Consider the following 13,934-nt stretch of genomic DNA (forward strand, 5'->3'; position numbering starts at 1 on the left):
GCGACCGTTCCGGGCCGCGTTACAAAAGCCTGCCTAAACACCTATATCCAATGCCAGAGCATGGATCCGCGGCACGATATCTCCAAGCGCCTTGTGCACTGCGCGGTGGCGGGCAACGCGAGATTGCCCCTCGAATGCAGCCGCGCGGATTCGGATGTTGAAATGGCTTTCACCACCTTCTTGGAATCCGGCATGCCCGCGGTGGCTTTCGCTGTCGTCAACGATTTCAAGCTCATGTGGATCAAACGCCGATTGCAGGCGGCTTCGCATTTCTTCGGTCACGGTCATTTTTACGCTCAGCGGCAAAAATATTACCGCCCCCCTCTTCTACTTTCGGCTGCTTAGACTAAACTGCTGCCTCCGAGTCGAGAAGATGCGTTCTTAAGGATCATAGCATGACGAAATCAGACCCATTTGGATTCGATATGTCCGTCTCCAGCGCGAAGAAAAAAAACCCGCGTGGACGGCGTGGTATGTCTGGCGCGTCTGAAACTTCGGTGCGAATCTGTGACCATGAGGGCTGTGAAGAGCCTGGTAAATTTCGGGCCCCGAAAGCACCGGATGTTTTGGATGATTTCTTCTGGTTCTGCCAGCAGCATGTGCGCGAGTATAACCAGAAATGGAATTTCTTCGACGGCACGACCGAGGCCGAAATGAATGCTCAACAGTCTAAGGACAAAGTCTGGGAGCGTGAAACCAAACCCATGGGCGATCCCGAGGCACGTGCCTGGGCCCGTTTGGGAATCGAAGACCCGCACCAGGTGCTGGGCGCGAACAGTACCCAGAACAAAGGGCGCACTACAGGCGGAGGCGGCCGCCGCCTGCCCCCGACCGAACGTCGCGCTATCGAGATTCTGGAAGCCAATGACAGCTGGTCCAAGGCCGAAATCCGAAAGACCTATAAAAAGCTGATCAAGGTGTTGCACCCCGATATGAACGGCGGCGACCGCTCGCAGGAAGAGCAGCTGCAAGAGGTTGTCTGGGCCTGGGACCAGATCAAAGACAGCCGGAACTTTAAATAGGCGTTTTAATTGCTGGCCATACCCTGCAGCGCCAGCACTTCGGGGCGCTTCAAGCAACGTAACCGCGTTCGAGGAACCGACGCCTCAGCACACAGTTCAGGGAATAGCGCGCGCAATTCGTCGACGTCTTCGCGGTGAAAGGATTGCAGCGCCCTGTCGCCCAGAAACAGGCTTTCGCTGCGCACGCCATTGGATGTCAAAATCTCGTGCCGTTCGCAGGCAATGTGAAAATATTCTACCGGCTTATCGGGCGACACTTGATAGACCGTATCGCCATTGACCAAATGGATGGCAGCCGAAAAAACCTTTGCTTCGCCAAACAATAACTCGGCCCGCCAGCCTTCCAGCACGATCCGATGCTGAGGCGACACGTACAAATCCTGATCCGGCACCCCTTTGCCCAGAGCATTTCTCCGGATGCAGACAGGTCTGAACTTTGGCCTGCTGTGCAAAGCCATAGTGCTAAGAGCCCTTTTGCCGATCCAGACAATAGGCAGTGCCCCGCCATTCGAGACGAGCACCCTGTCGCCAACAACCAATTTCTCGACCGGAACCGGTCCGTTGTCGGTATCAATCAAAGTCCCGGAAACAAAACAGGGTGGGTCTGTTGGATCAAGATCCGAGGTCGTGATCTTCCAGTTCCCCAATGTCATCGGGCCCGTCGGGTTCGCCGTGTCCCAGGCATAAACCTGGCCGCCCACCCGAATGAACTCGCCAGATTCCCCTGTGCCACGGTAATTGCCTTGGCCAAGATATGTGTAGGTCTGGAACGTTGCCCCACCGTCGAACGAGATCGTAGAGCCAGAGATAATGGCAGGAACGGTCGTGTCCTGAACGATCAGGTCTCCGCGGCCGGTGCTGTTGACAGTATGGAGAAGGGCATCAAAAGCCATTGGTCAAGCCCAGGATGCCGACGAGCGAGTGCACCAACAAATGACCATGGAAAGTACAGAACTGAAAGCAGCCTGAACCAAGCTTCTCATAAACCACCTCACTCGTAACCCATCAAAACTCACCAATATGTTCAGTCTAAAACACAGTTACCCCCAAACTAAGTGATATTTTCATATTTGAATGCATATTGTTGCCTGCTGGCCAACAATATCGCCTGATGTAAAAGTGCAATTTCACCAAGACCATCTTCTTATGTGTAAACCGATTGGGCACTGTGCCTCTATCTGAAACGAACCGAGGCGGTATGCCGAGTGCGTCAATACGAATGAAACTGCGCCTCAGCCTTTTAGCCTCGCCGCTTCCCCTTGCCCTTACCCGCAATATGTTGCACCACACACGGGTTCAGAAGCCCGCGCGGGGGCCGCGGTATCAGGATAAGGACGACAGGCATGGATTGGCCGATTGACGCAAACGCAAAACCAACAGAAGAGATTTCGGTCCGAGATGTGTTCGGCATCGATTCTGACATGCAGGTCAAACGCTTTTACGAACAGACAGAACGGGTTCCCGAGACCGACCCGACATATAAGTTCGACCCAGATACGACGCTGGCAATCCTCGCAGGGTTTACCCATAACCGCCGCGTGATGATTCAGGGTTATCACGGCACCGGTAAATCGACCCATATCGAACAGGTTGCCGCACGCCTGAATTGGCCGGCTGTGCGTGTGAACCTCGACAGCCATATCAGCCGGATCGACCTGATCGGCAAGGACGCGATCAAACTGCGCGACGGCAAGCAGGTCACGGATTTCCACGAAGGAATTCTGCCCTGGGCTCTGCGTAACCCTGTTGCGATCGTCTTTGACGAATACGATGCCGGGCGCGCAGACGTGATGTTTGTGATCCAGCGCGTTCTGGAAACCAATGGCAGCCTGACCCTGCTGGACCAGAACGAGATTCTGACGCCGCACAAGTATTTCCGCCTGTTTGCCACCGCCAATACTGTTGGGCTGGGTGACACGACCGGCCTGTATCACGGCACACAACAGATCAACCAAGCCCAGATGGACCGTTGGTCTCTGGTCGCGACGCTGAACTACCTTAGCCATGACGCAGAAACGATGATCGTTCTGTCCAAAGCGCCGCATTACAACACTGCCGAGGGCCGCAAGATCGTCGCTCAGATGGTCACCGTTGCCGATCTGACTCGGACCGCCTTCATGAACGGTGATCTTTCGACCGTGATGAGCCCCCGAACGGTAATCAACTGGGCGCAAAACGCCGAGATTTTCCGCAATGTCGGCTATGCTTTCCGCCTATCCTTTCTGAACAAATGCGACGAGCTGGAGCGCCAGACAGTGGCCGAGTTCTATCAGCGGTGTTTTGACGAGGAACTCCCGGAAAGCGCTGCAAGTACGAGCTTGGGGTGATGCGCAACACGCATTATTCATTGTTGCTGACACGAGATAGCGTGACTGCAGGGGATGATGTGTCTGCACCTCATGATGCAGATCTTTCTGTTCCTTTACCCGCAACTGGCTTAGATTTATGTAAAGCCATTCAAACGCAAGGATATTTGGCACGCATTTCCGGAGGCAGAGCGACCTGGTTGGTTGAACTGGATGATGTGGCTGTAGGCATCATTGCTCAACAGTGGAAGAAGCCGAAATCCTTTGTCTCGGAGTTGAAACTAAGCCAGAATTCTCGGGTGCACTGCAGATACATGCTTCAACAAGACCCAGATGTTGTCTTCGCGCAATACGCCGACCCGGAGTCTGGAAACCCAATATGAGCAAACCCAAAGACAACCCCGCTGATCCGTTCAAGAAAGCTCTGGCCGAAGCCACCAAAGTGATGGCCGACGATCCGGAACTTACGGTGAGCTATACGGTCGACCCGTCGGGCCTGTCGGGTGAGTCGATGCGGTTGCCTCAGGTCTCGCGGCGCATGACGCGGGAAGAGGTTCTGTTGGCGCGCGGGACCGCGGATGCTTTGGCTTTGCAGCGACGCTATCACGATGATGCTACTCATAATCGCTATGCGCCTCCGGGTGACATGGCCCGCGATCTGTACGAGGCGATGGAGGTTGCCCGGTGCGAAGCGATGGGTGCGCGGGACATGCCAGGCACTGCGTCCAACATCGACGTCAAGATCGGGCACGAAGCGATCCGGCGTGGGTATGATCAGTGCAAACAGCCAGCTGACGCGCCTCTTTCGGTGGCCGCCGGCTATCTGATCCGGCATCTGGCCACTGGTCGCGACCTGCCGCCTGCGGCTGACAATGTCATGAACCTGTGGCGCGGGTTTATCGAAGATCAGGCGGGGGGCGTACTGGAGAACCTTGACGAGGTGCTTTCGGACCAGGCCGAATTCGCCAAGTTTGCACGCCAGATGATCAAGGATCTGGGCTATGGCGATCAGCTGGGCGATGACCCGGATGAGCTGGACGAAGATCAGGAAGATCAGGCCGAAGACGACGCCGAAGAACAGCCCGACCCCGACAGCACTGGTCAGGATGATCAGGACGAACAGGACGCGGATGCGACCCCTGAGCAGTCACAGGAAGAACAGCAGGATCAGTCTCAGGCCCAAGTCTCCATGGATGAGATGGCCGAGGATGAAATGGGAGAAGAGGCCGAGATGCCCGAGGGCGAGGCCCCGCTGGAGCCGCCTGCCCCTCCGCCTGCATCCGATGCTGATCCCGACTATAAGGTCTACCTGAGCACCCATGACGAAGAGATCGCCGCCGAGGATCTGGCGGAGCCCGCTGAGCTGGAACGCCTTCGGGCCTATCTGGATCAACAGCTAGAACCGTTGAAAGGCGCCGTCAGCCGTTTGGCCAACAAATTGCAGCGCCGGTTGCAGGCGCAACAGAACCGCAGCTGGGAGTTCGACCGCGAAGAAGGCATTCTGGACGCGGGCCGTCTGGCGCGTGTTGTTGCAAGCCCAACCACACCGCTGAGCTTTAAGGTCGAGAAGGACACTGAGTTCCGCGATACGGTGGTGACGCTGCTGTTGGATAATTCGGGCTCGATGCGCGGGCGACCTATTTCGATCGCGGCGATCTGCGCGGATGTTCTGGCACGCACGCTGGAACGCTGCAACGTCAAGGTCGAGATTCTGGGCTTTACCACGCGAGCGTGGAAAGGCGGGCTGGCGCGCGAGGCCTGGCTGAACGATGGCCGCCCACAGCAGCCCGGTCGTCTGAACGATCTACGCCATATCATCTACAAAGGCGCGGATGCCCCGTGGCGACGCGCCCGGCCCAATCTGGGGCTGATGATGAAAGAAGGGCTACTGAAGGAAAATATCGACGGCGAGGCACTGGAATGGGCGCATCGCCGGATGATGGCACGGCGCGAGCAGCGCAAGATTTTGATGGTAATCTCGGACGGGGCGCCGGTCGATGATTCAACGCTCAGCGTGAACCCAGCAAACTATCTGGAAAAGCACCTGCGCGATGTGATAGGGATGGTCGAAAAGCGCAAGATGGTGGAATTGCTTGCCATCGGCATCGGCCATGACGTGACCCGGTATTACGACCGCGCCGTGACCATCACGGATGTCGAGCAACTGGCCGGAGCCATGACCGAACAACTGGCCGCTCTGTTTGACAGTGATCCGCGCGCACGAGCACGGGTGATGGGAATGAAGAGAGTAGGCTGAATCGCCTTTTCCATAACATGGCGTCGCGCGCTCCAAACTGATAGAGGTATGACATGTTTCAGTCCTTCGCCGTGACCGCACGGCCGGAACAGGGCCCGCCTCGGCTGGCCGATCTGCGGACCGAATTGACACGCGATGGGTTGGACGGTTTCTTGGTCCCGCGCGCGGATGTGCATCAAGGCGAGTATGTGGCCCCGCGCGACGAACGGCTTGCCTGGCTGACCGGGTTCACAGGTTCGGCCGGGTTCTGCGTGGTTTTGGCAGAAAAGGCCGGCGTCTTCATTGACGGACGTTATCGCACGCAGGTCAAAGCGCAGGTCGCCGCCGATTACACACCTGTTCCATGGCCCGAGGTCAGCCTTGCCGCGTGGCTAAAGGAACAACTCCCGCAGGGTGGTCGGGTTGGCTTTGATCCGTGGCTACATTCGGCGGGTCAGATCGCGAAAACGCAGACCGACCTTGAAGGCCGAGATATTACACTGGTGCGCAGCGACAATCTGGTGGACCGGGTTTGGCGGGATCAACCCGATCCACCAATGAACCCGGTAAAGCTGCACCCGATCAAATTCGCGGGCGAAAACGCAGACAGAAAAATCGCGCGTCTGGCGCAGTCCCTGCAGGACGCGGGCTGTAGCGCAGCGGTGATTACCCTGCCCGACTCGATCATGTGGTTGTTGAATATTCGGGGCTCCGATATCGGGTACAACCCGGTGGCGCATGGGTTTGCTATACTGCATGCGGATGGCCGCGTGGATCTGTTCATGGCGCACCAAAAGCTGAACGTGGCGATGGCCGATTCAGTCACAGTTCATGCGCCGGACACGTTTTTGACGGCTGTCGCAGCGCTTGACGGTAAGGTTCAGGTTGATCTTGGTACGCTGCCACAGGCAGTGGCCGATGTGCTAGAGGGGCAGATGGTCGATGGCGGCGACCCTTGTGCGCTGCCCAAAGCCTGCAAGAACCCTGCCGAAATCGCAGGCAGTGCCGAGGCACATCTGCGCGATGCTGTCGCTGTGATCGAAACGCTGTGCTGGCTGGATGCACAAGCCGCTGGCGATGTTACGGAAACGCAGGTGGTCACTCGGCTTGAGGAGAACCGGCGCAAGGATAATGCCCTGCAGGATATCTCGTTCGATACGATTGCAGGGACAGGACCCAATGGCGCGATCATGCATTACCGGGTGACCGAGGAAACCGACAGCCTGCTGCAAGACGGTCATATCCTGGTGCTGGACAGCGGCGGACAATATTTGGATGGCACGACTGATATCACCCGGACCATTGCTATCGGCAATGTGGGTGAAGAAGAAAAAGCCTGCTTTACTCGCGTGCTGAAAGGCATGATCGCCATGTCTATGCTGCGCTGGCCTGCCGGGTTGGCTGGACGTGATATCGAATCCGTGGCGCGTGTGCCCCTATGGGCAGCGGGTCAGGACTTTAATCACGGTGTCGGGCACGGCGTCGGTGCCTATCTGAGTGTGCATGAGGGTCCTCAGCGTCTGTCCAAAGCCAGCCATGAGCCCTTGCTGCCGGGCATGATCTTGTCGAATGAGCCGGGTTATTACCGCGAAGGTGCCTTTGGAATCCGGATTGAAAACCTTTTGGTGGTGCAATCTGCCCCTACCCTGCCCAGTGGTGACGCGGAACGTCCCATGTTGGAATGGCGCACATTGACCTATGTCCCTATCGACCGACGCTTGGTTCTGACCGATATGCTGACAGCAGTCGAACGCGACTGGCTGAACGCATATCACCGCGAAGTTGCCGAAAATGTTCGACCAAGGCTGGGAGATGACGCCCAACTGTGGTTGGATGCCGCAACCGCACCGATCTGACACCGCATCGTTACATTTACCGGGCAGTGGACAAGCGGGAAACCGGACCAGAGGAAAGAGCAAAGATGACCGAGATCACCATTCGCAAGACACCAGGCAAATGGAGCGTCCGTTCAGGAGGCGCCATTCTGGGTGAAACCACAAATGCTCTGGAATTGCTCGAGGGCGATCTTGATCCGGTCATCTATTTCCCTCGTACCGATATCGCGATGGCATTTCTGGATGTTACCGACAAGGTCACGCAGTGCAAACACAAGGGCCAAGCCACGCATTTTTCGATCGTCAACAAATCCTCGGTCACTGAAAACGCTGCTTGGAGCTATGAAGACCCGATCCATTCTGCCTTAGACATCAAAGGCCATGTCGCCTTCTACCCGCTTGATTCCGTGAAGGTCGAACAAATCTGACGTATGTCCCAGATGCGCAATACCTCTACTCAATCTAGTTGTTGCACAATATGAAAGGCCAGATCGCTTTGGCCTTCACGTCAAAACCTGGCTCGAAGTAAGTGAACGATCCTTTTCGCTGGATACCACGAAAGTATCATACGAGCCCGACCTGCACCTTGGGATTTCTCGCTGCGCCTACACTAATATCTGCTTTTTCCGGTATTCATGGCGCAGTTTCTTGGCAAAACCCACGCCCTAAATGGTCTGTTTTTCTGGCACCAAATAGATTTGCTTTTTGTCGATCTAATGCCGCAATCAAGGTGAGTTTAGAGAGTTAAACTGAAGCCTGCTCAAGATCTAAAACTCATCAAATTCCGGAACATTTCCAAGCCTAATGATGAAGCTTGGCGCCCCGACCTCGCCACTGTTCGGGTCCTCACTGACCATGTAGGCATCAGCGCCAGCGCAATCGTCGGATAGCGCTTCCCTTTCTGCTCTGTTTTGTGCTTCCGCCGCCGTGGAGTATTCAAATTGCTTGCCAATTTTCAAGTTTCCTTGCCCTCCGCGACCGGGCTTATTTTCCACATATGTCTGGCAGATATAGTGAATTTTTTCTGAGCTCTCATCTGAGATTGTCATGGCAGTATCCGTAAAATGAGTATGGGTGCGAGTGATGCATGGGAAAAACAATGCTCGCTAGCCGCTTTGTTCGTGTTTCGATCATTCAAGTCGGGCAAAAAGAAGGGGCGACAATCCTGTCACCGCTTTTTGACGGGCTTCGGCGGACAGGCTTCAGATAATGTATTCGCATCCCTTTCGAGCCGAGTTTTGCGGAGCCGGGCATTCTTGATCTGTCTTTGCTCTGCTTCTTCATTGACCATTTCTCTAACGATCCGCGTTGTTTTGTCCATCGGTGTTTCCGCCCTGGGAACGTGTGCATTGAAGACAGTTTTTTTTGTCAGCTTTGCCAATGGTTATTCTCCTAACCGTTTTCAACGGTGCATTTATCAGTTGAGTGTTCAAATCGATGCCAGGTGATTGCCTGATCCTTGAGAGACATGCGCGTGTCGTGAATGACTGCCACGGAGCAGCTTTGTCTTAACGTCAGGAGCGGACATAGCATTCATCAATGCACTATAGTTCATTTGGAACTTCATTTCCGATCCTACGCTTTGCGTCGAATGGTAAGTGCCAACGACAAGATGATCGCTTGTTGCACCAATAAGCCTATATCCAGGGGGCATCGAAAGCCCCAAAATGTCCGTATCTTGCTGACCAACGGCCAGGATTATTTGTGTGCTCTGTCCGCTTTTCGGGACGAGGTGAAGTCTTTTGAATACCGGATCGCAGATACTCTGAGGGTGAGATGCAGGTTTGGACCCTGTTTCAATTACCTCAGCGACAAGCGTAAATGCATCCGTATACATCCCGCCTATCTGATCTCCGGAAACCGGATCAACGCCCAGAAGCATTGCTTCCCCCAGCCTTAGATCATTGATGCGACAAGCTGGGTGTCCGCCGAGGGCCCAAGGAAGGTTGGCCGAGTTTCCGCCAGATACCGTGTGAAGGAAGGGACCACACTGCCCCTCTGTTTCATTCGCCAGGTCAGATAGGGCCTCCATATCTGCAGCATTCGGGGCAATTCCCCCCAGACATGCAAAGTTCGCTCCGATGCCTTTCAGCGTAACGCCGGGCATGTCCACCACTTGCTGTGCAACTGAGCCGAGGTCTTTTGGCATGATCCCTTCGCGCAGATCGCCCATCTCAACCATCAGGATAATGCCGTGAATGCAGTCTTTCCGGATCGCGGCGGCGGCCAGAGCGGTAATCACGAGGATTTCTGTATTGTAGCTCGCCTCACAGTATTGGATGACCTGATCGACCTGGCTCAGCGTTGGTGTACGGATCAATGTGATCGGGCATGTCATGCCCGCGTTGCGTAACCTTCGCACGTTACTAAGCCGCGCTTCCGCAAGCCCCACAGCGCCGCCGTCGAGCATTGCCTGAGCGATGGCCGGATGCCCGCACACTGCCTTGGTCACACCGGTGACACCGATGCCGCGTGTCTTGAGGCGCTCGACAACAGTCTTCGCATTGTGACGTATCTTGCTCAGATGCACCTCAATGCGAGGGGTACTCATATCGCAGCCACGGGTGTGGAGTGACGTAACCCAGGGTAAGCGGCAACAACCATTGCAAGCAAATGCGAAGCCGGCCGGCTGAGTACATCCGTTACAGGCAGCCCGAGTATTTGTGACTGTGCGGCGATCGTGTCGGTTACCTCGGCCTCGGACATCCCCTCATGATTGAGCGTGACACCAATGACCTTTGTGTCAGCAAATGCTTCGATTAGGGCAATCTCACTTGCAGGCTTGGGCATCGGCATATTGGGAAAGTCACAGCGATGCGCGCGCTTTGGAGCGTGCTGGAGGATTACGGCGTCCGGCTGGCTGCCCCGCAGGATAAAGGCGGATGTGCAGAATGCCGGATGGCTCAACGCCCCTTGACCTTCGATCAATATGACATCGGGTCGTTCAGACTCGGAAGCGTCGACGATCGCGCCTTCAAGTTCGCCGCAACAGAACTGCGGTGGTACGGCATCCATTGCCACCCCATATTTTGCACCCTGCATCAAACCTGTCTGGCCCGTACCAACAAGGACAGTCTTGATGCCTCTTGTGTTCAAGGCACGGGCTAAAACAGTCGCTGTTGTCCGCTTTCCGATGGCGCAGTCGGTCCCAAGAACCGCTATGCGCAGTGCTTTCACACCAGAAATACTCCCATCGAACAGGCGCATATCCTTGCTGGGTTTAGGTTTGCGAATATCTCGGATGGTGACTTTGCGTTCGGCCGCAAAAGAGGCGATTTCTGGATCATCGCCCAGATACTCATGCAATCCACTGACGATGTTCATACCAAGTGATATCGCGTCGAGAACAACGTCACGATCTGTCGATGAGAGCCTGCCCGTAGATGGTGCCATCCCGTAAATGAGGGTATCCGGGATTACAGCTTCATGGACAACAGCAGCGTCCAGACTTCTGAAGACCGGAATGTGGTTTACAGTATCGTCAAGAACCAACCCGCTGTCTTTGCCGTCGTGATCGCTATCTATGACAGACAGGATCCTATAGGCCTCTGAATGGCGAACGAGGCCATTTGCAGTTTTGCCATCCGCCTTGGCAAAGTTACCTTGGCAATAGACAATCGCAGTTGGCGGCAAGATGATCTGAGTGGCAGAAGTTGATCTTATGGGTTCGTCGCTGGTAAATGGCGGCGCCTGCGCCCCGCTAACAGGACGACGGATCGTGTTTGCCACGTTAAAGTCGGTTTTCATGATGTTTCCTTTGTGTGGTCGACACCCAAGGCAACACGGTCGTCACCATCGGATACCAAAGTCGAAATAGTCGCGCCGCGCGCTCAGTTATCGAGAACGCACAGGCCTTTAGATGACTTGAAATTCTTGTTGCAGTTCCAACGGTTTCCGGACCTGTCAAGATGGGCATTCGCAGGAATCTCTATTGTTTCGCAATTCACACCTGAGGTCGCGTATCCCCGCTCGCACTTCCATCCCGTGCCGTACGTTGCATCGTCCAAGTAGGCATGTTCAGGGATCACGACGGCCGCGCACGTGCCATCCTGTACAAAATATCCACGTTCACATGTCCAGGGTTGGCCGTATCCTGATGAATTCAAATACGCGTTGGCCGGGACCACAATGGCGACGCAACGGTCGTCCAATGCTTCGAACCCACGTTTGCATTCCCACGCGGGTCCATAGGTCGTATCAGCCAGATAAGCGTTTGCGGGTACGACAATTTCTTGGCACGTATCGTCGATTTTGAGAAAACCGCGCGAGCAATGCCAACGTTCACCTGATGAATCAAGGAATCCGCCATCGGGTACAATCACCGCAACACAGGTCGCTTCATCGTTCTCGCGAAAACCATGAAGACATTCCCAACCCAAACCATAGGTACGGTTGGTCGGATAGGCATTTTCTGGCACTACGACAGCTGCGCAGACGTCGCCACTCAACCTATACCCGGCGTTGCATTTCCAACCGTCACCGTAACTCGTTGCAGTGGCATTTTCTGGCACCGATTGCGATGTAGATTGAGCGAATGCAGGCATCGAAAATAAAAGCAAAGCACCGAGTGTAAACCCAATCAGCGCCGCACTCATCTGAATGCCTAGTGACAGATTTGCGCGCCAAGTCGTCCGAAAGAGTTTCGGCATTGCCTTTGCCTTATGATCCATCCAGCTCAAGCCCCGCGATACAGGCATCTGCGAGGTCGCGGCTTGGCGAATCTGACCCCGGCAGTGTTGCCCAACCTGTATCCATCATGGCCTTGCGGCGGTTGAAGCCAGAGGCCTCTTGCAGTGTTTCGATTATTTCTTCGCGCTTGGGATCAGCGGTTGACCTGTTCAGGCAGACCGGCACCATCGCAAGCGTTACTTCTTCGCTTGCATGGTCTTTCGCCAACTCTTGAGCGCTGCCGCTGGTTGTCCATCCGCCCCAGGTAAAGCCAAGGATTGAGACCGCAACCGCACCACACAAAGCACCGTAGATGCCTGGTTTCGTCCATTCTGGAAATGTCATTTTAGTTCCTCTGGCGGAGAAAGCGCCGCCTCGCTGTTTTATGTCTTTCTGCGCAATCTTGATCTTGCGCCCGGGCCAATCCCAGAACGCGATGGTCGATAGGCGCAGTTTTTGCCTATCGGAAGCTCATTTGATCAACGGTTGCGTTGTGGCTTATTGGCAAGCCATCGGTGCGTCTGATCACCACAAACGGATCAACTAACGTCACAAGCGATGTGGTCGTGCGCGAAAACATCGGCAACTTTCCCAAACATCAAATCCAAGTAGAGGACGTGACAGCTGAATTTTCATGATGGAAGAACTTAGTTCACTCTAGCAGGCGATACGCCTGGGCTGCAGAAAACCAGAACTTTAGTGTTCCCTATGTAACCACTTGGAGACGCAATTACAACGCTCGTGGCCCTACCGCTGGTCCCAAGGCCCCGATACCGATCAAAAAAATGGTTTCAACCTGGCATTTGCTTTGTTTATCGGCAAATCCGTGACCACTTATGTAGCCTTTTTACTATGTCACTCTGAAACTGGCATTCGCTGCATCAAGGAAAACATGTGGTGAGGGCAGATAATGCTTGGACGTTTTACCGAAAAGTGTGGGTTTGTCTCTGATCTCACATGCTGTTTTGAGTGTGCCTCGCCAAATATTTCTGAACGATTTTTTGGATGATGACAGGTTGGACTGACGCGCAGGGAAAAATCGGAATTTGGCGAGAAAACGGGTGTGGATAACGCCTGAGACGCGCCGCCAAACGGATCGGCTGGGCGCCTCACCGACCTAGCCACGACCGATTTCGTCAAGCAATTCGGCTGTCGTCACCTGACGGCAGTAGCCTTTGATCGTTTGCAGGGAATTGTCGTGACGCTCTTGCGTGTAGGTCATGCAGGCATCCGTCACTTGGGTGACCAGATAGCCCAGATCACAGGCATCGCGAATTGCGCTTTCGACGCATTGATCGGTCACGATCCCTGCCAGCACCAATTGCTTTATGCCGAGATTGCGCAGCACGTAATCTATGTGGGTCGAGACAAAGACTGAGGACGAAGATTTTGGAAACACGATCTCATCATCGGCTGGTGCCAGTTCGTCGATCACCTTGCCGTCCCAGGATCCTTTGGGCACGTTGAAGCCCGTGATTTTGTAATCCAGAGATCTGTCGCGCCCGTCTTTGGTCAGACTTTCAATCGTTGTGTAAAGAACCTCGATTCCCGCCGCGCGAAATCCCTTTTGCAAGGCTTGCATATTAGGTACGATACTGGATTTCAGCTGCTCAAAAAACCAGCCAAACTTTGCGTCAAACTCGGCATTTGTCAGCCCTTCGAATTCGGCACCATCCCTGTGGGCTGCAAAGTTCTGCACGTCAATAAACAGCAATCCCGATTGGTCATGTTCTAGTGGAAGATCGCGGGTCAATTCCATGTCTGTCTCTGCTTTCAAATGTTTGCCCAAGAGGTCTAATTTTATGAATGAGGGCGATCATGACGTCCATACTAAAAGAAAATAAAATTCCAAAGTCAATTCAATTTA

Annotated in this window: 15 protein-coding genes; 6 read left to right on the top strand and 9 right to left on the bottom strand. The window is 54.6% G+C overall.

Features of this window, described 5'->3' with window-relative positions; translation table 11 throughout:
- Positions 1–33: 33 nt before the first annotated feature.
- Positions 34–288, bottom strand: coding sequence for a BolA family protein (locus AC2FJ5_RS09515; protein ID WP_142634975.1), 255 nt, complete (start codon positions 286–288; stop codon positions 34–36).
- Between the two features lie 107 nt (positions 289–395).
- Here AC2FJ5_RS09515 and AC2FJ5_RS09520 point away from each other — a divergent pair, with 107 nt between their 5' ends.
- On the top strand, positions 396–1,022 hold the full coding sequence (locus AC2FJ5_RS09520; RefSeq protein ID WP_496689725.1) for a J domain-containing protein: 627 nt from the start codon (positions 396–398) through the stop codon (positions 1,020–1,022).
- Between the two features lie 5 nt (positions 1,023–1,027).
- Here the strand turns inward: AC2FJ5_RS09520 and AC2FJ5_RS09525 are convergent, their stop codons facing one another.
- Entirely contained in the window at positions 1,028–1,915 is an 888-nt protein-coding gene (locus AC2FJ5_RS09525) for a Hint domain-containing protein (RefSeq protein WP_496690878.1), read from the bottom strand.
- Positions 1,916–2,365: 450 nt separating this feature from the next.
- On the opposite strand from AC2FJ5_RS09525, the gene cobS reads away from it, so the two are divergent.
- The 5 genes from cobS (at position 2,366) to AC2FJ5_RS09550 (ending at position 7,827) form a co-directional block, all read left to right on the top strand.
- Positions 2,366–3,349, top strand: coding sequence for a cobaltochelatase subunit CobS (gene cobS, locus AC2FJ5_RS09530; RefSeq protein ID WP_496793211.1), 984 nt, complete (start codon positions 2,366–2,368; stop codon positions 3,347–3,349).
- Positions 3,349–3,711 carry a hypothetical protein gene (locus tag AC2FJ5_RS09535; RefSeq protein ID WP_496793212.1) on the top strand — a complete coding sequence of 121 codons (363 nt, stop codon included), beginning with the start codon at positions 3,349–3,351 and terminating at the stop codon, positions 3,709–3,711. Before cobS ends, AC2FJ5_RS09535 begins: the two co-directional genes overlap by 1 nt.
- A complete protein-coding gene (gene cobT, locus AC2FJ5_RS09540; RefSeq protein WP_496706505.1) occupies positions 3,708–5,585 on the top strand; it encodes a cobaltochelatase subunit CobT in 1,878 nt (625 codons plus the stop codon). The genes AC2FJ5_RS09535 and cobT overlap by 4 nt, the downstream gene beginning before the upstream one ends.
- Before the next feature lie 53 nt (positions 5,586–5,638).
- Entirely contained in the window at positions 5,639–7,420 is a 1,782-nt protein-coding gene (locus AC2FJ5_RS09545; protein WP_496793214.1) for an aminopeptidase P family protein, read from the top strand.
- Between the two features lie 65 nt (positions 7,421–7,485).
- Entirely contained in the window at positions 7,486–7,827 is a 342-nt protein-coding gene (locus AC2FJ5_RS09550; RefSeq protein WP_142634990.1) for a DUF427 domain-containing protein, read from the top strand.
- A 339-nt stretch (positions 7,828–8,166) separates the two neighbouring features.
- Here the strand turns inward: AC2FJ5_RS09550 and AC2FJ5_RS09555 are convergent, their stop codons facing one another.
- From AC2FJ5_RS09555 to AC2FJ5_RS09585, 7 genes are all read right to left on the bottom strand, one after another.
- Positions 8,167–8,448, bottom strand: coding sequence for a hypothetical protein (locus AC2FJ5_RS09555; protein WP_142634991.1), 282 nt, complete (start codon positions 8,446–8,448; stop codon positions 8,167–8,169).
- Between the two features lie 119 nt (positions 8,449–8,567).
- Positions 8,568–8,780: a hypothetical protein gene (locus AC2FJ5_RS09560; RefSeq protein WP_496701683.1), complete on the bottom strand. Its 213-nt coding sequence runs from the start codon at positions 8,778–8,780 to the stop codon at positions 8,568–8,570.
- A 48-nt stretch (positions 8,781–8,828) separates the two neighbouring features.
- Complete coding sequence (locus tag AC2FJ5_RS09565; RefSeq protein WP_496793215.1) at positions 8,829–9,950, bottom strand: alanine/ornithine racemase family PLP-dependent enzyme; 1,122 nt, start codon at positions 9,948–9,950, stop codon at positions 8,829–8,831.
- The gene (locus AC2FJ5_RS09570; protein WP_281972778.1) at positions 9,947–11,146 is read right to left on the bottom strand and encodes an N-acetyltransferase DgcN family protein; all 1,200 of its coding nucleotides are present in this window, start codon (positions 11,144–11,146) and stop codon (positions 9,947–9,949) included. Before AC2FJ5_RS09570 ends, AC2FJ5_RS09565 begins: the two co-directional genes overlap by 4 nt.
- 83 nt (positions 11,147–11,229) lie before the next feature.
- The gene (locus tag AC2FJ5_RS09575) at positions 11,230–12,048 is read right to left on the bottom strand and encodes a hypothetical protein (protein ID WP_496793216.1); all 819 of its coding nucleotides are present in this window, start codon (positions 12,046–12,048) and stop codon (positions 11,230–11,232) included.
- Between the two features lie 10 nt (positions 12,049–12,058).
- Entirely contained in the window at positions 12,059–12,412 is a 354-nt protein-coding gene (locus tag AC2FJ5_RS09580; RefSeq protein WP_142635000.1) for a hypothetical protein, read from the bottom strand.
- Positions 12,413–13,184: 772 nt separating this feature from the next.
- Positions 13,185–13,826: a cysteine hydrolase family protein gene (locus tag AC2FJ5_RS09585; protein ID WP_496793218.1), complete on the bottom strand. Its 642-nt coding sequence runs from the start codon at positions 13,824–13,826 to the stop codon at positions 13,185–13,187.
- Positions 13,827–13,934: the final 108 nt, after the last annotated feature.

It is taken from the genome of Ruegeria sp. CDSA221 (assembly GCF_059611825.1).